Genomic DNA, 19,919 nt, shown 5'->3' on the forward strand with positions numbered 1-19,919 from the left:
CCCCGCCTTTACTGTAATTTGAAGGTTCATTTCTAATGAGTAAATGCACTCTTAATGTTATTTTTTTTATGAACATCTTCCGTGCCGCTATCCAAGGCGGTCTTGTAGTAGAAGCATTTATGTTCTATGACTTCCATCGTTTTTCTTAATTCTTCCATCTGTGCTTCTACGGAAGCTTTTCGCTCCAGGAACATGTCATATCTCTGTTGCAAGGTGGAGTCCCCTTCAGAGCACCACTCAATGAAATGTTTTATTTCCTTAATCGGCATCCCGGATGACTTCAGGCATTCAATTACTTTTAAAGCGTCCATATCCGTTTCTTTGAAAACGCGTTTCCCGCTGGGGGTTCTTTCTATAAAAGGCAAAAGCCCCTCCTTGTCATAGTAACGCAGGGTATGTGATGTCATATTAAAGTATTCTGCAACTTCACTTATGGAGTATGTCTTCATCATCTATCTCCAGTCTTAATTATATTTTGTGCTTGACTTAGAGTTAACTTTAAGTAATAACATAGGTTTTGTAAAGTCGGCATTACAGTTTTTTATATTAACTAGAAGAGAGGTTTCACTATGATAAAAGTTAATGCACGCGCTACATTCAGTCAGGAAGGCCCGTTCAAGCTAACTACAATCGAACGCCGGAATCTGCAGCCGCACGATGTTCTTATAGAGATTAAATACGCGGGCATTTGCCACTCGGATATTCATACAGCCCGCGGGGAGTGGGGACCGGTTAAGTATCCACTTGTTCCAGGGCATGAGATCGCCGGTATTGTCAGCCAGGTCGGTTCCGAAGTTACAAAGTACACAGTTGGCGATCGTGTAGGGGTAGGTTGTATGGTTGACTCCTGTGGAGAGTGCAGTAATTGCCAGAAAGGTGAGGAGCAGTATTGCCTGAGTGGAAATACGGGCACCTATGGAGCTATCGACCGGCACGGTCACTATACACAGGGCGGATATTCCACGCACATCGTTGTAACAGAAGACTTCGTGGTCCGGATTCCTGACGCTATTCCGCTTGACGCGGCTGCACCGCTTTTGTGTGCAGGAATCACCACCTATTCACCGCTGCGCCATTGGGGAGCCGCTCCCGGCAAAAAAGTAGCTGTAGTGGGTCTTGGCGGGCTTGGACACATGGCTGTGAAGATTGCTCATGCTATGGGAGCTGAGGTTACTGTGTTATCACAGTCACTGAAGAAGAAGGAAGACGGATTGCAATTAGGAGCGGATCATTATTATGCCACAAGCGATCCGGAGACATTTAAGCAGCTTGCCGGTTCATTCGATCTAATCGTGAATACAGTAAGCGCACAGATTGATATCGATGCCTATCTTTCACTTCTAGCGCTGGATGGTACATTAGTCAATGTCGGTGCGCCTGCTGATCCATTGGCAGTTAACGTATTCTCGCTGATCGGCCACCGCCGTTCGTTTGCCGGATCGATGATTGGCGGAATCCGTGAAACGCAGGAAATGCTTAATTTCTGCGCTGAACATAATATTGCATCTGAAATCGAGGTCATTTCTGCTGACCGGATAGATGAAGCCTGGGAGCGTGTGCTTGCTTCAGATGTCCGTTACCGGTTTGTCATCGACATCAGCACGATGGGGAACGAATAAGAGACGTCCTCTTTCTTGACGTCGGTTCGTGTCCACAACCTCAAGAAATTCGATAACATAGCGGGAAATCGCTAAGGAGCTGGAGATCTCACGCAGTTGTGTTTCTAGAATAGAAAAACGGCGTTGCTTCATACAGCAGCGTAGTGTATAAATGCTAAATAGGCAGAGCAGTGCTTCTACCATTGGGGTAGGAGGGCGGCTCTGCTTATTGTCGTTACTGCAAGTGATATTTTGGATCAGCTGATTCTGCTGTTTTATGAAAAAGATGATTCTTTAAAGGTTGGAATTTTTAAAAATCAGGTTGAAAAATGCTATTTTCCCTAATAGAAAATCATGACACAATAACAATAAAGCGCTTACTTCATTAAAACATCCCAAGTTCATGAAGACTCTATACCACTTTTTGAAAATATTTACGATATTAAAAGTCGTATCGGCTGGCCGAAATTTCGGATTCCAAGCAAAGGTTGGAATTATTAAAAAAAGTTGGTACTAAACGTTTAACTCAATAACTTAGGGGGTCAAACGGTTGGACATATCTATGTGATTATGAAGGGGGAGAGGGAAATGAAGGTAGGTAAAGCATTCGGGGTAGGTATTCTTTCAACTGCACTAGCATTAAGTGTCATTGGCTGCGCGAAAGATGAGACAAACACAGCAACCAAGGCAACTGATGGACCCAAAGCATCTGAGAACGCCACCTCCAAGCCTGAGGAGAAGGTCAAAATTATCTATTCGATGTGGGGAAGTGCGGAAGAGGGAAATGTAACCCAGGGAGTGGCGGATAAGTTTAATGCTTCTCAAGACAGAATTGAAGTAGAAGTACAAGCAATTCCTTGGGAAAACTACATGACCAAGCTGAATACAATGGCTACGGCAGAGCAATTACCTGATACAGGGATGCTCAGAGAAGATGGGGTCGTTCAGTGGTCTACCCAAGGCATGCTGAATGATGTAAATACAATGTACGAAGGAAGCGACAGCAAACCACTGGATAGCCTAGCCTACAAATATCAAGGGAAAACCGTAGCCTACGCGGCTGCCAATGAAATCTTACTCCTCTATTACAACAAAGATATATTCGACAAAGCCAATGTACCCTATCCCCCGGCTGCTCTGGATAAAGCGTGGACATGGGAGGAATTTGTAACAACAGCAAAGAAGCTGACCCTTGATAAAAATGGTAAACATCCTGATGAGAGTGGCTTTAATGAGCAGAGTATCGTTCAGTTTGGCGCATCCGTTGAAAACTTACCATGGCAGCTTGAGACCTGGGCGCTTGGTAATGGTGGGGGGTTCTATTCGGGTGATGGGACTGAGGTGAGAATTGGAGAAGACGCCAGTATAGAGGGAATTCAGAAGGTTGCAGATCTTTACTTGAAGGATCATGTTGCTCCGTTGTCTGTCGGACAGACTGATGATGGCATTCAACGAACCATTATCGCAGGGACTGTTGCCATGGCTACTAACGGTGCGTGGAACGTGGGAACTAGTCTCAATACGGCTAAGAATGAAGGCCTGAACTATGGCGTTGCAGTATTGCCTTACATGAAGGATAAGGTTACCCTCAACACGGGTGGCGCCAATGTCGTGTTCTCCCAGACTAAGCATCCAAAAGAAGCGATGGAATGGCTGAAATGGTACAACTCAGAAGAAAATAACTGGGGCCTCATTAGCTCGGGAATCTGGATGCCGACACTGGAGAAGTGGTACACGGATGAGACCCTTACCCGTAAATGGGTCGAAAATCCTAACTTCCCTGTTTATGACGAATATAAATCTGCAGTAGTCGATTATGCGCAATCACCTGCTGTGAAGCCCGCAGCGTGGTTCTATACGAATCATACGACGGAGTTTAACACCTTACTCGGGTCGGTTCTAGGGGATGTATGGACGGGAAAGACGACCGCTAAGGATGCTATTTCTAAAAATCTGGATGCGTTGAAAGCAGCCCATTTAGGCAATTAGTAAAATCCGCAAAGAATGGCCGTTGCCAAGCTCACACCCGCGGCGGCCATATTATGATCTTCAGGTGGGGAGATAGAGATGGAAATGATTAATAAATCTCCGAAACGTCGTTCACGTATCCATGCAGGTGAGGCACGAGCCGCGTATATATTATTGATCCCTGCCTTCATTGGCCTGATCTTTCTAACGTATCTACCTCTTATTGGGGTGCTCGGGATCAGCTTAACGAATTGGACGGGACTTTCAGACCCAAAATTTGTTGGCTTCGAGAATTATATTAATCTATTTACCACTGATCCTTATATTAAAGATTCTATTATAGCTACGGTCTACTTTGCCGTCTTATCGGTAGTTGGAGGTATGATTTATTCACTTTTTATTGCGATGCTACTGAATCGTAAAATTCCGGCAAGAGGGTTTTTCCGAGCTGTTTTCTATGTACCGTACGTTTTGCCGGCAGCCGCAATATATGTAGGATGGTCTTGGTTATACGAAGCTAATTTTGGATTTTTTAACTTTATTCTCTCTGAGATTGGTTTGAACAAAGTTTCTTTTATCGCGGATTCCAGCTATGTCATTCCATCTCTATCCTTGATCTCGGTTTGGCTGTCAGGTAACTTAATTGTTATTTTCTTAGCTGGGCTGCAGAATGTTCCGGTCGTCTACCATGAAGCGGCTGAAATGGATGGTGCGAATGGATGGAAACGATTCTTGCATATCACTTTACCGTGCATGTCGCCCATTATCTTTTACAATTTGTTAATGAGCTTGATTGCCAATCTCCAAATTGTTACGCCGGCTCTTTCATTAACGAATGGCGGTCCGGGTAATTCTTCACGATTTTTAACTTATCTGATGTATGATCAAGCTTTTGTAAATTATAAATTGGGGTATGCTTGTGCGACAACGGCCGTTATTTTTGTTATTCTTGCAGGCTTTACTGGTGTATTATTCAAAACCTCCAATCTATGGATCTTTAATGAAGGAGGCGATGACAAATGAGTGTAGCCACATACGGAAGATTAAAGAGCAAAAAACGTAATAATCAATGGATGAACCTGATCTCGTTTGTCGTTGTCATTTTTTTTACTATACTCGTGCTCTTTCCAATCTGGTGGATATTTCGCACGTCGCTCATGTCGAATGCCGAGATATACAAATATCCGCCTTCACTGCTGCCAGGAAGTTGGTTGTTTTCAAACTATGCAGAAACGCTAGAGATTTTTAAGTTTTGGAAATATTTATGGAACACCATGATTATTATTGTACCCGCTTGTTTGGCAGGAACCTTTACAGCGACCTTATGCGGTTATGCTTTTGCAAGACTGCGTTTTCGGGGCAAAAAATTGATTTGGGCGCTTTGTGTCGGTTCGATGCTTCTACCTGCCATGGTTACTCTTATTCCACTATATATTGGGTGGACGAGAGGCTTAGGAATCCATGACAGCTATCTGCCGTTGATTTTGCCTTATTTCTGTGGTGGTGGCGCTTTTAATATCTTTTTGATTAGGCAGTTTATCATGTCTATTCCGAGAGAGCTTGATCAAGCAGCAACGATCGATGGTGCTGGATATTACCGCATTTTGTTCAGCATTATTATGCCGGCCATTAAATCTGCAATGATCGTTGTGGCATTATTTATCTTTATCGGTTTATGGAATGATCTACTTCAACAGATGATTTACATAAACTCAAGCGATAAGTACACGATAGCCTTGGGACTAACCGCTTTTAGAGGACAACTAAAGCAGGACTGGTCGCTGACGATGGCGGCTACGTGTATGTCCTTTGCGCCGGGCGTCATTTTTTATCTGATTGGTCAAAAATATTTCGTAGAAGGAATCGTGTTGACAGGACTGAAAAATTAGCTCCAATGGCTAAAGATAGCGCACTGTAATCTGCTCTGAAGTGTTAATGGGGGCACCTTTCTGCTAAGGCTTAAGTACAGAGCCTGGCGATATAGGGTGCCCTTTATTTGTGCTGTGAAAATATAATTTTAAAGATAAAATCCTTTATGAGATAGAAACAATCCCTTTTGCGGTAGTTGCTAGCCATCCTGTCTTATAGACTTGTTAATGTAAGGAGTCCCGTAAATCTTTGAACGAGGACTTCGCATATTCAGTCAAAAGAAGGAGAGAAAATCCACATTATGAACACTGTAACACAGATAAACAACAGCAAAGACAAGCAGACGCATTTTATTCTCAACGGTAATCTATGGAATATTATGGTCCAGTTATCATGGCCCGCTATCATCGCAATGGTTCTCTATGGCTTAAATGCGGTTATTGCCGCTGTATTTGTGGGAAGGTTTGTCGGAGAGGAAGCACTGGCTGGGGTTTCGGTAGCTTATCCTTTAACCCAGATCAGCTTGGGACTGGGCTCCTTGATCGGGGTGGGTGCCGGTTCTGCTTTAAGTTTAGCCCTCGGCAGGCAGGACAAAGAAATGCAGAAGCGTTTGATGGGGAATGTTAATTATCTGTCCATCCTTGTAACGCTTGTCTATATGGTGTTAGGTTTATTATTCTCCACACAGCTGGTGCGAATTATGGGAGGAGAAGGGGAAACTCTGGCTCTTGGAGACAGCTATTTTAGAATTACGGTGATCGGTTCATTTTTCTGGATTTATGGACTGGCTGCCAACATGATTGTGCGTGCCGAAGGGAAAATGAAATCGGCAGCCGTGGTAATGGGCATTGGACTGGCAGTTGATGTATTGTCCAATTATATTCTGGTAGCCTGGCTGGATTTTGGAGTAGAGGGTGCTGCCTGGGCTACAAATATCGGGATGCTGGTCTACACCTTGCTGGGATGGATTTATTTTGGCAAAGGATTTGCCTCATTCCGAACGAATGTCTTTGCAATCTATCGGGATGCTGCCACAATCAAATCCATAGTTGGACTGGGAATGTCCTCTTTCATTATGAACTTTATGAATCTGGTACAGGCTGTTGTAGTATTTAATGCACTGTCGAGATACGGGACTACAGCAGATATTGCATTTTATGGTGTGGTTTTCCGTGTATTCACCTTCCTGTTGACGCCGATATTCGGATTAATGCGCGCCTTGCAGCCAGTCATCGGCATTAATTTTGGAGCAGAACAGTATGAGCGCGCCATCAAAGCCTATAAAATATTCACACTCGTCTCCATGCTGCTGACTTTGCCTTTCTGGATAATTTCCATGATCTCGCCGGCTTCCATTCTGGGACTAATGCTGCCGGATCAAATCTTTAAAACCAGCGAAATGTTATATTTCCGGTTGAACATGGCGGTTCTGCCGTTATTGTCGCTCATTTTTATGGCCATGACCTTTTTCCCTGCGATTAATAAAGGGAAGCCGGCGGCCGTTATCGGCATCACCAGACAACTTGTTTTTTATGTGCCAGTGATGCTTGTTTTGCCAAGATGGTTAGGCGTCTCCGGAGTATATTGGGGTTCGCTTGTGATTGATTCTGTGGTTGTAGTGTGGACGGTAATCCTGGTAACTAAGGAATTCACCCGGCTCAGAGCTAAGTCCAAGCTAGCCAGGACTTACAATATGTGAAGGCAGGATGCTGGAACCTCTGCTTTGCCTGGATGGACGATTTAATAGATATACCCCGAAAGAGCCTTGGAACTATAAGGCTCTTTTTTGTGCTACTGGTTGACATTATAAACAAAAAGAAAGTATGATATTTTAAATCGTAATAATTACGAATAAATATAATTTGGAAGTTGAATTGATTTGTGGATAATGAATGGTCACAAGCCGGCTCTATCGTTCCTCACGAGGACTTCGAACGGCAATTAGCGCAGGTTGAACTGGATTCAGAAAGGATCTTTTGGATTTCTTGAAAATAACCATTTTAAAGGAGCTTTAATAAATAATGAACAAAAGCAGCAACAATCAACGTCTACCCAGAGCAAAAGGGATTGATATGGGTACCTATTATACACCCAAAGAATGTGCCAAAAAGGTTAGACATCTCGTCCTACCCGATATGAATCGAAAGATTGTCGAAGAATTCATTACGATCTTAGGTATGAGGGGAAGATTTGAAGAACATCAAGTTCCCATTCCCAATAAAGTGGTTATGTATGGTCCACCGGGCACAGGGAAAACACTTACGGCATTTTATATGGCGCAAATGCTGGAGCTTCCACTTATCCTGGTTAGACTTGATGCAATTATTCACAGCCATTTGGGTGAGACTGGAAGTAATATCCGGAAAATATTTGAGTATGCCAAAGCATCTCCTTGTGTTCTTTTCCTGGATGAGTTTGATGCCATTGCAAGAACACGGGAGAGTAATGACGAGGTTAAAGAAATGGCCCGTGCGGTGAATACACTGCTGCAATGTCTCGATGATTTTGGTGACAATAGCATTTTTGTAGCAGCAACGAACCTAGAAAATGAACTGGATAGAGCTATTTGGAGAAGGTTTGATACAAAAATGATTTATGCTAACCCGGATGAATCAAGTAGGCTTCAATATGTCGAACTGTTAATTAATGACTTTGAAAGTGAAGCTGGGTTGATGGAGGAGGCATGCGAACGTCTTTCCGGTTGCAGTTTTGCTGATATTGAACAAATTGTCCTGAAAGCGAAACGTAAGGCGATCATAGAGCATTGTCTGCTAAAACGAGAGCATATTGTTCTATCCTATGAAGAATACAATCCTTCCATAAACTAATTGTGGGCGATTATATATACAGGATATTGTAATTGGAACAATTCAACGAAAAAAAAGAACCCCAGCGACGGAATTATTAATCGCTTGGGTTCTTTTTAAATTCATCAACTGATATTAGGTGTAGAGTCTCTTATGATGAGTTTGGTATAAATATGAGAAACCTGATAGGGTTGCTTCGGATCATGAATTCGGGAAAGTAGCATTTCGGCTGCTTTGACACCCATCTGATTACTATAAATATGAACAGTAGTGAGATGGGGTTCAACAATGTTTGATTCAGGACCATTATCAAAACCACAAATGACGATGTCATTAGGAATGGAAAGCATGTTTTTGAGAGACTTCATAAAGGTAACCGCAATATAATCGTTAGCACACACGAAAGCAGAAGGAAGCTCATTGATTTGACTCAGCCTAGTATCTGCCCACTCCGGATTCGAAAAAAATAGTCGATCGTCATCGAGAATACATTGTGAGAGATCAAGCTGGATGCCAGATTCTATCAATGCGCGATTAAAGCCCACCCATCTTTCATTAAAGCTCCTACAGTGATTATAGTCCCCGATGAACCCCAGTGATGTGTAACCGCCATCAATTAACTTTTTTGTAAGTTGATATGTGCTATGTTCGTTTTCCATGAGAAGTACATCTGCTTGGAATTCAGGGTAGCAGATATCTGCAGAACAGTCGATGAAAATAGTTGGAATGCCTAGACTTGTAATTAGCTTACTATATTCCAAATTGAACAACTCAATACAAATAATTCCGTCTACATTGGCGACATCAAAATTATTTGGAAGAGACAGGGACTCCTGATCAATGTCTCTTATAATGTGCATGGATAAATTATATCCTTCTGCACTGATTCGTTTCTCCATGCCACTGATCAGTTTCGATCCAAAGTGGGAAGTGTTAGGTAAGTTTTCTGTTAATAAAGCGATATTTCCAGAGTTTCTTGGTTGAACACTCTCGGTATCCATAAAAGCAAATTGTTTATATTTTAACTCTATCGCTTTCTTTATAACCTTGTTTCTAGTTTCATCAGGTATACCATTCGTTCCATTTAAGGCTTTGGAAGCTGTATTTCTGGAGATTCCTAAAGCATCCGCGATGTCTTGTATGGTTACTTTTTCCCTGGCCATCTATGTAATTCACCTCTATATTCTTGTTCTTAACCTTCGCCACAAATAGTGTACTATTTGGCATGATTCCAACTCTCTTTAATGTATATTAGTTTACTCAAAATAGCAATATGATATTTACAAATGCACAATTTAGTTTACATTTTATCGGCGGATAAGTGTGCGAAAAAGGTATTATTCTTTTCATCTTCATGAGAGTATGTTGACTTTAAAGTATATAATCCTATTTAAATTGGCTGTATTTGTAATTATGTAAAATTATATGCATCATTTATGAACATAATACTTTGTCATATGCACATTAATATTTTTACAAAATGTATTGACGAACGATTAAGTGTTTGGTAAATTGTAAAAGCAGCAGGACATAAGCCAATTGAAAGCCCTTACTGCATCAAGATATAAACATTGATAAGAACGGAGGTAAAGGCATTGCAAAACCTAATAGAAGCTGAACACAGAACAATGGTGACCAAACATAAGAGCTCCTTACTAGACTATCTAAAGAAGTACTACTTTCTTTATATTTTGCTCGCACCAGCTGTGATCCTGACCCTGATTTTTAAATACGGTCCTATGTATGGTGCGATTATCGCCTTTAAAGATTTCAGCCCAATCAAAGGGATTATGGGGAGTGAATGGGTAGGCTTGTACAACTTCGAGAAATTCCTGTCATCCCCCAACTTCGAAGTTATCTTTATGAATACGCTTAAATTAAGTTTCTTCGGATTAATTCTGAGTTTTCCAATTCCTATCCTGCTTGCGTTGATGTTAAATCAAATTCGCCGTGCAGGCGTCAAAAAGAACATTCAGTTGTTCTTGTATGCACCTAACTTTATTTCTGTTGTCGTTGTGGTCGGGATGTTGTTTATCTTCTTGTCCCCAACGGGACCGATTAACCAGTTTTTTACCTGGCTTACAGGTGAACCAATCATGTTCATGTCTCGTCCGGAGTACTTCCGTTCGATCTACATTTTGTCCGATATTTGGACCGGAGCCGGTTGGGCATCCATTATTTATGTAGCAGCACTTGCTAATGTCGATCCTGAGTTACATAATGCAGCCAATCTTGACGGCGCTAATCTTCTACAAAGAATACGCCATATCGATTTGCCAACCATTCGTCCAATTATGGCTATTGTATTTATCCTTGCAGCTGGTGGGATTATGTCCATTGGCTTCGAAAAAGCCTATCTCATGCAAACGGCGATGAACTTGCCAACCTCAGAAATCATTCCGACTTACGTTTATAAAATTGGTTTGCAGTCGGGCGATTATGCCTATTCAGCCGCAGTAGGATTGTTTAACTCTATCATCAACATCGTCCTGCTCATCACCGTTAACTTTACCGTGAAGAAACTGAATGAGGGTGAAGGTCTTTACTAAGAAAGGAGCAACAAGCTATGCCCATTAGACATTCCGGATTAGATCGCTTTATCGTCGTGCTTAACGCGATCTTCCTGACACTGGCCGTACTTATCATTGTACTTCCTTTGATTTATGTAGTGATTGCATCTTTTATGGATCCATCAGTTCTGCTCAGTAAAGGATTATCATTCAACCTTTCGGATTGGTCATTAGAAGGGTATATAAAAATTCTTTCTAATCCGGCCATGATCCGAGGTTTTGGAAACTCTGTTTTATACTCTGTTTCATTTGCTATGCTTACCGTTCTCGTCTCTATCTGTGCAGGATACGCACTGTCTGATGACAGGCTCAAAGGAAAAGGATTCTTCATGACCTTGTTTATTATCACCATGTTCTTTGGGGGTGGGCTTATACCAACCTATCTGCTCGTTAAGAATCTTGGTCTGCTTGATACAGTCTGGGCGGTGATTATTCCAGGGGCAGTTAATGTATGGAACATCATTCTCTCTAGAACTTTCTTCAAAGGAGTACCGAATGAAATGAAGGAAGCCGCTAATGTAGACGGAGCTTCGGAGATGCGGATCTTCTTCAGTGTCGTATTACCGCTCTCCAAACCGATTGTTTTCGTGCTCGCTCTTTATGCCTTTGTGGGCCAATGGAATTCCTATTTTGACGCGATGATCTATTTAGATAATCCTAATCTTCATCCACTGCAGCTCGTGTTGCGTTCCATCTTGATCCAGAATCAGGTAGATCCGGGCATGATCAGCGATCAACTCGCCATGGCGGAAATGAAACGATTGTCTGAAATCATCAAGTACGCTGCCATCGTTGTTTCCAGTTTGCCACTTATTGTTATGTATCCGTTCTTCCAGAAGTACTTTGAAAAAGGTGTTATGGTCGGTTCCCTTAAGTAGGAAACAGGCTGCACATAGATAAAGATTAATTCATTCATATCTAATTTGGAGGTCATACCCTATGAAAAGAATTAAGAAATCAAGAGTATCAACGAAAGTAGCTTCTGCATCTGTACTTGCTTCGTTTATGTTCCTTACTGCATGCGGTGGCGGAGGAGGAGGGGGAAGTGCGGCTAGTAAAGAACAGGACGCCAGCGGTAAAGTAACTTTGAACTTTATTACGCAAAGCTCTCCACTTGCACCAGTTGATCCAAATGAAAAACTGATTAATAAGCGTCTTGAAGAAAAGACGAATGTTCATATTAATTGGAAGAATTTCACGAAAGACGTATTTGTTGAAAAAAGAAACTTGGCTGTGGCAAGCGGTGATCTTCCTGATGCGATTTTTAATGCGGACTATAGCGACTATGAGCTGCTCAAACTTGCTAAAGACGGTGCCATTATTCCGCTGAATGATCTCATCGAGAACAATATGCCCAACTTCAAAAAGGTGCTGGAAGAAGCCCCGGAATACAAGAGTATGATTACGGCACCAGACGGTAATATTTATGCCTTTCCGTGGATCGAAGAGCTGGGCAATGGCAAGGAAAGAATCCAGGCGGTAGACAGTATGCCTTGGATCAATGTGGAATGGCTTGAGAAGCTGGGCCTTGATATGCCTACGACAACAGAAGAATTAAAAGAAGTATTAATTGCATTCAAGACAAAAGATCCAAATGGCAACGGTAAGGCTGACGAAATTCCTCTGTCCTTTATTAACAAGCCTGGAGCAGAAGATCTGGTTTTCCTATTTGCTTCGTTCGGATTGGGTGAGAACCCTGACCATGCGGTTGTGAGCAATGATGGAAAGGTAATATTTACGGCGTCACAAGATGACTACAAAGAAGCCGTTTCTTTTATTAACGAGCTGTATAAAGAAGGACTCATTGATATTGAAGCCTATACACAGGACTGGAGTACTTACCTTGCAAAAGGGAAGGATCAGAGATACGGACTTTACTTCTCATGGGATAAAGCCAACATCACTGGAGCAAATGACACTTACGAGGTTATGCCTCCGCTTGCTGGACCAGATGGTGAAGTTAACGTAACAAGAACGAACGCGCTTGGTTTGGGCAGAGGCAAGATGGTTGTTACTAGCGCCAATAAGAACTTAGAAACGACAGCGAAATGGGTTGATCAACTCTACGATCCGATTCAATCTGTACAGAACAACTGGGGAACGTATGGAGACGATAAACAGCAAAATATCTTCGAATTTGATAAAGAAAAAGAAATGCTGAAACATTTGCCGCTGGAGGGTGCAGCTCCTGTAGAACTACGTGAGAAAACAAGTGTCGGTGGACCATTAGCTATCCTTGATTCCTATTATGGCAAATTCACAACCATGCCGGATGATGCTAAAGGCAGAATGGATATTATCAAGAACATCATGGCGCCAAAAATGAAAGCAGAAAACGTAATGCCGAGTGTATTCCACTCCATTCAAGAGCTTGATCGCCTAACGACAATTGAGACGGATCTTTTTGCCTACGTGCTTAGAATGCGTACTGAATGGTACCAAAACGGTAAAGTTGAAGCGCAGTGGGATGAATACCTGAAAGAATTGGACCGTCTGGGCTTGCAAGAATGGCTTGAAATTAAACAAGGTGGCTATGACAGAGCAAGCAAATAATAAACTATAAATAATATACGGTAAAGACCGTGTTCGGGAGTAAAGGAGAAAACAATAATGTCTACGATTGCGAAACAAAATTACCGCGGAGTGTATCATTTTTCCCCTAAGGAAAAGTGGATGAATGATCCAAACGGAATGGTTTATTTTGAGGATGAATATCATTTGTTTTTTCAGCACCATCCAGGTGGAATGACTATGGGCGCTATGCACTGGGGCCATGCGGTCAGTAAGGATCTTGTTACATGGGAGGAGCTGCCTATCGCTCTTGCTCCAGATGAATTAGGTATGATTTTTTCCGGCAGTGCCGTAGTCGACTGGAACAATACGACTGGATTTTTTGAAGATAAACCAGGTCTAGTAGCAATTTTTACACACCATTTGGATATGCCGGAAGGCAAGCCAGCCATTCAGCGTCAAAGCTTGGCCTATAGTAAAGATAACGGAAGAACCTGGACGAAATATGATGGGAATCCGGTACTTGAACATGATACATTCATTGATTTCCGTGACCCGAAAGTATTTTGGAATAAAGATACTAATAAATGGGTGATGATTGTAGCTTGTGGTCAAACGGTGTGTCTATATCATTCTCCTGATCTGATGAACTGGACATTTGCCAGTGAATTCGGAGAAGGAATCGGTTCTCATGACGGGGTATGGGAATGCCCGGACTTGTTCCCGCTGGCCATTGATGGCGATCCTTCGAACATAAAATGGGTGATGCTAGTGAGCATCGGTGCGGATCCCGCTTTTGTGGAAGGATCAAGAACACAGTATTTTACAGGGGATTTTGATGGAGAAGTGTTCACGCCAGATGAAGATTCGATAAAAGTTCGCTGGCTTGATTATGGAAGAGATAACTATGCAGGTGTAAGCTGGTCCGATATACCGGCTGAGGATGGAAGAAGACTATTTATCGGCTGGATGAGCAACTGGATGTATGCTAACAAGACGCCAGCAGAAGAATTCCGTGGTGCGATGACAATTGCAAGAGAACTTCAGCTCGAATCAAGACAAGGGGGAACTTTTCTTGTGCAGAAGCCGGTACAAGAGTTGGAATCAGCTCGTGTACAAGTCCTTTCTATAAAAAATGCAACGGTGCAAGAAATCAATACTCTTCTTAAAGAGATTCGCTTGGAATCTTATGAGATTATAGCTGAGTTCACTCGGGGTAAATCTGTAGGTTTCAAAGTAAGAATTGGTGCGGATGAACAAACAGTGATCGGTATCAACGGTGACACAGAGGAACTTTATGTAGACCGGAAGGCTTCGGGCCAGCATGATTTCCATGAACATTTCGTAGGACATCATTCAGCCAAACTCGCAGCGCTTGATGAGTCAAATGATCTCCGTATTTATGTGGATCGCTCTTCCGTTGAGGTGTTTAGTAATGGAGGTCAGGCAGTGATTACGGATCTTATATTCCCTGGACTAGAATCTAAAGGTATTGCTGTGTTTGCAGAAAATGAGAATGACTTGCTGATTTCCCTGGATATCTATGAGCTTACTCTCTCTGCTGAGCAAGACAAGAATTAGTCACCGAGAGGAGTCTTGTATATGCGTATAGGAGCGATTGAAGCTGGCGGGACGAAGTTTATATGTGGCATCGGGAATGAAAATGGGACCATTGAAGATCAGATCAGTTTCCCTACAGAACATCCTGAGTTGACGTTGCCCAAAGTTATTCAATATTTTCAAGACAAACCAGTAGAAGCTATCGGAATTGGATCGTTTGGTCCAATCGATATACGCCCAGATAGCCCGACGTATGGTTACGTTACAACAACACCAAAACCAGGTTGGGAAAATTACGATATGCTGGGCACTTTGAAAAGATACTTTTCGGTTCCCTTTGGCTGGGACACGGACGTCAATGCAGCGGCATTTGGTGAAGCCAAATGGGGCGCTGCCCAAGGGTTATCCAGCTGTTTATACTATACAGTTGGCACGGGTGTTGGTGTGGGAGTGTATTCAGAAGGCAAACTTATTCATGGTCTTGTGCATCCTGAAGGGGGGCATGTTCTTACAAGACGCCATCCTGAAGATGAATTCCCAGGGGGATGTCCCTATCATGGGGACTGCCTAGAAGGGATGGCGGCAGGTCCTGCTATTGAAGCAAGGTGGGGGAAGAAGGGACATGAACTTCCTATAGATCACCTTGCATGGGAAATGGAAGCATTTTATATTGCGCAGTCGATTACGGGTGCTATATTGCTTAACTCTCCTCAGAAAATCATTCTGGGTGGTGGTGTTATGCAGCAATCACAATTGTTTCCACTTATTCGGCAGGCCGTGCTTCAGAACCTGAACGGTTATGTTAGCTCAAGTACTATTTTAGAACACATAGATGAGTATATCGTTCCACCAGGTCTAGGCCAACAGGCGGGATTATGTGGTGCTCTGGCTCTTGGACTCACAGCACTGGAAAGTCAGATTTCTGCTCAATTGTAAAAGAATATAGAGAGGAGGTCAGTGCAGTAATGAATTGGCCTCCTTCTTGTTTTTCAATATTAATGATAGAAAAGAGGCTGAAGAAGATGAAAAATAAAGGAAAATTAGTTTTGTCCTTTCTCATGGCAACAGGATTTGTTATGACTTCAGCAGGCATTTATGTAGCAAATCCCGGTACTGGGTGGGCTGCGCCCGCTGATCAGGAGGTAAGTAAACAAGCTAAGGAGGGGCTTTCTATTTTTGAAAGCGTAACCAAAACAAACACAAACTTGACAGGTTGGCAAATAAAAGGAAAAGGTAAGTTGGCGGATACTGTTGAAGGGATTTTACTGACTTCCGATCCACAAGAAAATGTAATGGCAATCTCCGAAACGGTGTCAGAGGATTTTATCTATGAAGCTGATGTCATGATCAAGGATATGCAAGTGGACGCGACCTTATTGTTCCGTTCTAATGAAGATGGCTGGGGTTCCTACATGCTCCAAATTGTTCCGAATGCAGGTATGATCCGCTTACGAGACGCAAGTGATGGTGAAGGGAAATTAAAAGAGGAGCGGAAGGTTACTGTTAAGGCAGGAGAGATCTATCATCTCAAGGTAAAAGCAGAGGGTTCATCACTGAAAGTATATTGGGACAACGAATATAAATCTGTGATTGAGGTTCAGGATCATGCGTATCGTACTGGTAAGCTAGGGCTCAATGTATGGAATGGTTCTGTTTTGTTCCAAAATATTATCGTAAGCGACCTGAAAGGAAATCTGGGTGCTGTGGTTACAAATAAAGGACAATGGCAGCCTAATATCAACGGCAAAAAAGGAATGGCAGTAAACCAGATGAAGTCACAGCAAATTTATAATAAACAAGCTGCTGATTTTGTATATGAAGGAAATATATCTCTTCGTCCTGATTCTGTTGCAGCGCTCGCATTTCGTTCATCGGCTGATGGAACAAAGGGATATGAAGCATCCCTGACAAAGGAAGGAAATCAGGTTCGTGTAAGTTTGACGAAAGCTAACGGAGCAACAATTGCAAGTTCACAGCAAACCTATCCAAGTCAGACCGGAGCAAAACATCATGTAGAGATAAAGGCGAAGGGAAACAGAATTCAGGTCTTCCTAGACGGATACACCCCGGCTGCGATCGATCTAACAGATAAAACCTATACCGATGGATATGCAGGAATCGTCGTTAAACAGGGAACGGCTTACTTCCAGGATACCTATGTGACGGATGCCAGCAGTTATTATAATGAAAAATATCGTCCTCAATACCACTATACGCCAATTCGTGGTTCTGCCAGTGATCCTAACGGACTTGTCTACTTCGATGGAGAATATCATCTATTCCATCAGGACGGAGGCACATGGGCACATTCTGTCAGTAAAGATATGCTGAACTGGAAGCGCCTTCCGATTGCGCTGCCGTGGAATGATCATGGGCATGTCTGGTCTGGATCAGCTGTGGCAGATTTGACGAATGCATCAGGTTTGTTCGGGGATTCAGGAGGCAAGGGGCTGATTGCCTACTACACTTCCTATAATCCCGATGGCCCGAATGGGAATCAGCGTATCGGTCTTGCATACAGCAAGGACCAAGGTCGTACTTGGGAATATTCCAAGACGCGTCCTATGGTTATCGGAAATCCAGGCGATAATGGAGGGCAGCCCGGAGGTTGGGATTTCCGTGATCCGAAAGTGATTCGTGATAACGACAATAACAGATGGGTAATGGTTGTATCCGGTGGAGATCATATTCGTTTCTTTACTTCAACAAATCTACTTGATTGGACCCTAACAGATAGCTGGGGATACGGGGAATATGTTCGCGGCGGTGTATGGGAATGTCCGGATTTGCTTCAGCTTTCGGTAGACGGAACATCACAGAAAAAATGGGTTCTGATGATTAGTACAGGAGCGAATTCAAAAACAGGCGGATCAGATGCTGAATATTTTGTGGGTCATTTAACAGCGGAAGGTAAATTCGTTAATGATAATCCAGCAGGGAAAGTTTTGCGAACAGATTTTGGAAAAGAATTCTACGCTTCAATGTCTTTTTCGAACATGCCAGATCATCGCAGCGTAATGATGGCGTGGATGACAAACTGGGACTATCCGTTTGCTTTTCCAACAACCCATTGGAAAGGCGTACTGTCAATCCCAAGAGAAGTCTCATTAGTAACGACAAAAGATGGGATTCAGCTCGCTCAAAGTCCGATCAAGGAGTTGGAATCGCTGCGTAATCAGCTGTATTCTACTGCTAACAAAGAGGTGAGTCCTTCTTCTCAGAATCTATTGAAAGGGGTTACCTCTGGTGCATACGAAATTGAAGCTGAAGTAGAAATTCCAGCAGGTAGTCAGGTTAGTGAATTTGGCTTTAACGTTCGTGTAGGGGGAAGTCAGCAAACGGTTGTTGGATATAAACCTAGTGAGGGTCGGATTTTCGTGGATCGGTCTGCATCTGGTTTGACGGATTTTTCGAATCTATTTAGTACAAGACATGAAGCGGCAATGCAAACGGAGAACAAGCGAGTTAAGCTGCGTATCCTTGTAGATGAGTCTTCTGTTGAGGTTTTTGGCAACAACGGTAAAGTTGTTTTCTCTGACGTCATTTTTCCGGATCCAGCCAGCAGAGCTTTGAGTTTTTACACCAAAGGAGGCAACGTAAAAGTCGTATCTCTGAAGGTGAATCAGTTAGGCTCTGTATGGAATCAGGAGACGGGCTCAGCTACCAAGATAATGATGGATACAAGTGATCGCGAACTGAGCAAGGGGCAAAGCGACATACTTTTGGCGATGGTAGAGAATGGTACCGGTAATGGGGCACAGCCGCTTAAATGGAATTCCAGTAACAAGGATGTAGTTGAACTAAACGTGGTGGATAAATCCCAGGCAACCCTTGTAGCTAAAAAAGAAGGCGAGTCTATCATTACCGTCTCTACTCCAAATGGGAAGACATCAGCTAGCTTATTAGTTAAGGTATCTGGGGGTGAATTTCATACGAACTTAAGCGGGTGGACTAAAGATCTATCTGCAGCCTCCTGGGTCATTGGTGAAAATGGGATTCGTGGAAATTACTTGAGTGACGCGAATTATATCGCAGAGAAGCAGGCAGGAGATTTTACTTATGAAGCAGATATGATGTTAGGGAAATCCGGAGGAGCAGGCTCTATGTTGTTCCGTGCCAGCGAAGATGGACGCAGCGGATACTACTTAAATCTGGATCCGAATATGAAGTCCATCCGTCTGTTTTATAAAATCGACGGCCGTATTGAAGAGCGTCAGATTCTAGCAAAAGTTCCGACGTTCATTCAGCCGGGTCAAACCTACAAAGTGAAAATCGAAGCGAAGGGCCCGCATATCGTGGTTTATGTGGATGGGCAGAAAGTCATCGACCTCCAGGACGGCACATTTGCCGAAGGCCGCTTTGGACTACATGTATTTGGCGGAAATGCTTCATATCAAAACGTTAACGTGAGCGGAGAAACACCTGCCAATTTAACCACTTCCAGTCTAGTAAATGCAGAACTACAGAAATCCCTTTATACAGCAAATCTCGCAAATGGTGAAGCTGTTACACTGAAGGATGCAAATGATTCTACGGATCAGAAGTGGGTATTCGTGCCGACGGGGGACGATGCAGGTTCTTATTCTATTCGTACAACAGCCGGTCAGGCGCTTGATCTCGACACAGGGCAAAATAAAATCCAGTTATACCCTTATCTTGGATATAACAATCAGCGTTGGATTTTTCACAAGAATGATGATGGTACCGTAAGTATTATTTCTGCTCATCATAAGAAAGCGCTGGAAGTATCGGCGGATGGGACGACACTGTCTCTAAGCGAGCTTGATCCTACTCTTGATCGACAAAAATGGGTAATTACCAATTAACCTGAGGAAGATAGAAGCAAGGGAAGGGGGGAATAGCGTGTCTAAAAAGCAACTTGTCTGCGGATGAGTTGCTTTTTGTTTTGGCTGCATTTTATGTATTGACGGATATTGGAAATGTAAGTAGAATGTAAATTAGTTAAAACCTTAAAACTTTTGTAAAGAATTTTGGTGTTCTTGATAAAGGCAAAGCTGACATTCAGTGTGCAATTT

The 19,919-nt window shown here is 42.8% G+C and carries 14 protein-coding genes; 12 read left to right on the forward strand and 2 right to left on the reverse strand.

The features are described 5' to 3' along the window. Positions 1-32: 32 nt before the first annotated feature. On the reverse strand, positions 33-449 hold the full coding sequence (locus tag PODO_RS06965) for a MerR family transcriptional regulator (protein WP_036675831.1): 417 nt from the start codon (positions 447-449) through the stop codon (positions 33-35). Between the two features lie 120 nt (positions 450-569). Here PODO_RS06965 and PODO_RS06970 point away from each other — a divergent pair, with 120 nt between their 5' ends. The 6 genes from PODO_RS06970 to PODO_RS06995 all read left to right on the forward strand — a co-directional run bounded on the left by PODO_RS06970 (position 570) and on the right by PODO_RS06995 (position 8,263). Continuing rightward, positions 570-1,619, forward strand: coding sequence for an NAD(P)-dependent alcohol dehydrogenase (locus tag PODO_RS06970; RefSeq protein ID WP_036675829.1), 1,050 nt, complete (start codon positions 570-572; stop codon positions 1,617-1,619). Between the two features lie 567 nt (positions 1,620-2,186). After that, entirely contained in the window at positions 2,187-3,587 is a 1,401-nt protein-coding gene (locus PODO_RS06975; protein ID WP_038569372.1) for an ABC transporter substrate-binding protein, read from the forward strand. A 78-nt stretch (positions 3,588-3,665) separates the two neighbouring features. After that, the gene (locus PODO_RS06980; RefSeq protein ID WP_038569373.1) at positions 3,666-4,589 is read left to right on the forward strand and encodes a carbohydrate ABC transporter permease; all 924 of its coding nucleotides are present in this window, start codon (positions 3,666-3,668) and stop codon (positions 4,587-4,589) included. Next, complete coding sequence (locus PODO_RS06985; protein ID WP_038569375.1) at positions 4,586-5,455, forward strand: carbohydrate ABC transporter permease; 870 nt, start codon at positions 4,586-4,588, stop codon at positions 5,453-5,455. The genes PODO_RS06980 and PODO_RS06985 overlap by 4 nt, the downstream gene beginning before the upstream one ends. Positions 5,456-5,736: 281 nt before the next feature. Next, on the forward strand, positions 5,737-7,134 hold the full coding sequence (locus PODO_RS06990) for an MATE family efflux transporter (RefSeq protein ID WP_038569377.1): 1,398 nt from the start codon (positions 5,737-5,739) through the stop codon (positions 7,132-7,134). 322 nt (positions 7,135-7,456) lie between these two features. Continuing rightward, entirely contained in the window at positions 7,457-8,263 is an 807-nt protein-coding gene (locus tag PODO_RS06995) for an AAA family ATPase (protein ID WP_174890033.1), read from the forward strand. A gap of 104 nt (positions 8,264-8,367) precedes the next feature. Here PODO_RS06995 and PODO_RS07000 read toward each other — a convergent pair whose 3' ends face one another. After that, positions 8,368-9,405, reverse strand: coding sequence for a LacI family DNA-binding transcriptional regulator (locus PODO_RS07000; protein WP_038569381.1), 1,038 nt, complete (start codon positions 9,403-9,405; stop codon positions 8,368-8,370). Between the two features lie 465 nt (positions 9,406-9,870). On the opposite strand from PODO_RS07000, the gene PODO_RS07005 reads away from it, so the two are divergent. The 6 genes from PODO_RS07005 (at position 9,871) to PODO_RS07030 (ending at position 19,709) form a co-directional block, all read left to right on the forward strand. Then, entirely contained in the window at positions 9,871-10,791 is a 921-nt protein-coding gene (locus PODO_RS07005; protein ID WP_051490892.1) for an ABC transporter permease, read from the forward strand. Positions 10,792-10,808: 17 nt separating this feature from the next. Further along, the gene (locus PODO_RS07010; protein WP_038569383.1) at positions 10,809-11,690 is read left to right on the forward strand and encodes a carbohydrate ABC transporter permease; all 882 of its coding nucleotides are present in this window, start codon (positions 10,809-10,811) and stop codon (positions 11,688-11,690) included. Positions 11,691-11,751: 61 nt separating this feature from the next. Then, complete coding sequence (locus PODO_RS07015) at positions 11,752-13,365, forward strand: ABC transporter substrate-binding protein (protein ID WP_051490876.1); 1,614 nt, start codon at positions 11,752-11,754, stop codon at positions 13,363-13,365. A gap of 57 nt (positions 13,366-13,422) precedes the next feature. Continuing rightward, positions 13,423-14,904, forward strand: a complete 1,482-nt coding sequence (locus tag PODO_RS07020) for a glycoside hydrolase family 32 protein (protein ID WP_038569385.1) — start codon at positions 13,423-13,425, stop codon at positions 14,902-14,904. A 21-nt stretch (positions 14,905-14,925) separates the two neighbouring features. Then, positions 14,926-15,819 carry an ROK family protein gene (locus PODO_RS07025; RefSeq protein ID WP_038569387.1) on the forward strand — a complete coding sequence of 298 codons (894 nt, stop codon included), beginning with the start codon at positions 14,926-14,928 and terminating at the stop codon, positions 15,817-15,819. A gap of 86 nt (positions 15,820-15,905) precedes the next feature. Continuing rightward, entirely contained in the window at positions 15,906-19,709 is a 3,804-nt protein-coding gene (locus PODO_RS07030) for a GH32 C-terminal domain-containing protein (RefSeq protein WP_052096862.1), read from the forward strand. Positions 19,710-19,919: the final 210 nt, after the last annotated feature.

Source organism: Paenibacillus odorifer, assembly GCF_000758725.1.
Classification (GTDB): domain Bacteria; phylum Bacillota; class Bacilli; order Paenibacillales; family Paenibacillaceae; genus Paenibacillus_AQ; species Paenibacillus_AQ odorifer.

Excerpts from the sequence above, each read along its gene's own strand:
- PODO_RS06965 (WP_036675831.1), bottom strand. The coding sequence starts at position 449 with ATGAAGACATACTCCATAAGTGAAGTTGCAGAATACTTTAATATGACA.
- PODO_RS06970 (WP_036675829.1), top strand. The coding sequence starts at position 570 with ATGATAAAAGTTAATGCACGCGCTACATTCAGTCAGGAAGGCCCGTTC.
- PODO_RS06975 (WP_038569372.1), top strand. The coding sequence starts at position 2,187 with ATGAAGGTAGGTAAAGCATTCGGGGTAGGTATTCTTTCAACTGCACTA.
- PODO_RS06980 (WP_038569373.1), top strand. The coding sequence starts at position 3,666 with ATGGAAATGATTAATAAATCTCCGAAACGTCGTTCACGTATCCATGCA.
- PODO_RS06985 (WP_038569375.1), top strand. The coding sequence starts at position 4,586 with ATGAGTGTAGCCACATACGGAAGATTAAAGAGCAAAAAACGTAATAAT.
- PODO_RS06990 (WP_038569377.1), top strand. The coding sequence starts at position 5,737 with ATGAACACTGTAACACAGATAAACAACAGCAAAGACAAGCAGACGCAT.
- PODO_RS06995 (WP_174890033.1), top strand. The coding sequence starts at position 7,457 with ATGAACAAAAGCAGCAACAATCAACGTCTACCCAGAGCAAAAGGGATT.
- PODO_RS07000 (WP_038569381.1), bottom strand. The coding sequence starts at position 9,405 with ATGGCCAGGGAAAAAGTAACCATACAAGACATCGCGGATGCTTTAGGA.
- PODO_RS07005 (WP_051490892.1), top strand. The coding sequence starts at position 9,871 with ATGGTGACCAAACATAAGAGCTCCTTACTAGACTATCTAAAGAAGTAC.
- PODO_RS07010 (WP_038569383.1), top strand. The coding sequence starts at position 10,809 with ATGCCCATTAGACATTCCGGATTAGATCGCTTTATCGTCGTGCTTAAC.
- PODO_RS07015 (WP_051490876.1), top strand. The coding sequence starts at position 11,752 with ATGAAAAGAATTAAGAAATCAAGAGTATCAACGAAAGTAGCTTCTGCA.
- PODO_RS07020 (WP_038569385.1), top strand. The coding sequence starts at position 13,423 with ATGTCTACGATTGCGAAACAAAATTACCGCGGAGTGTATCATTTTTCC.
- PODO_RS07025 (WP_038569387.1), top strand. The coding sequence starts at position 14,926 with ATGCGTATAGGAGCGATTGAAGCTGGCGGGACGAAGTTTATATGTGGC.
- PODO_RS07030 (WP_052096862.1), top strand. The coding sequence starts at position 15,906 with ATGAAAAATAAAGGAAAATTAGTTTTGTCCTTTCTCATGGCAACAGGA.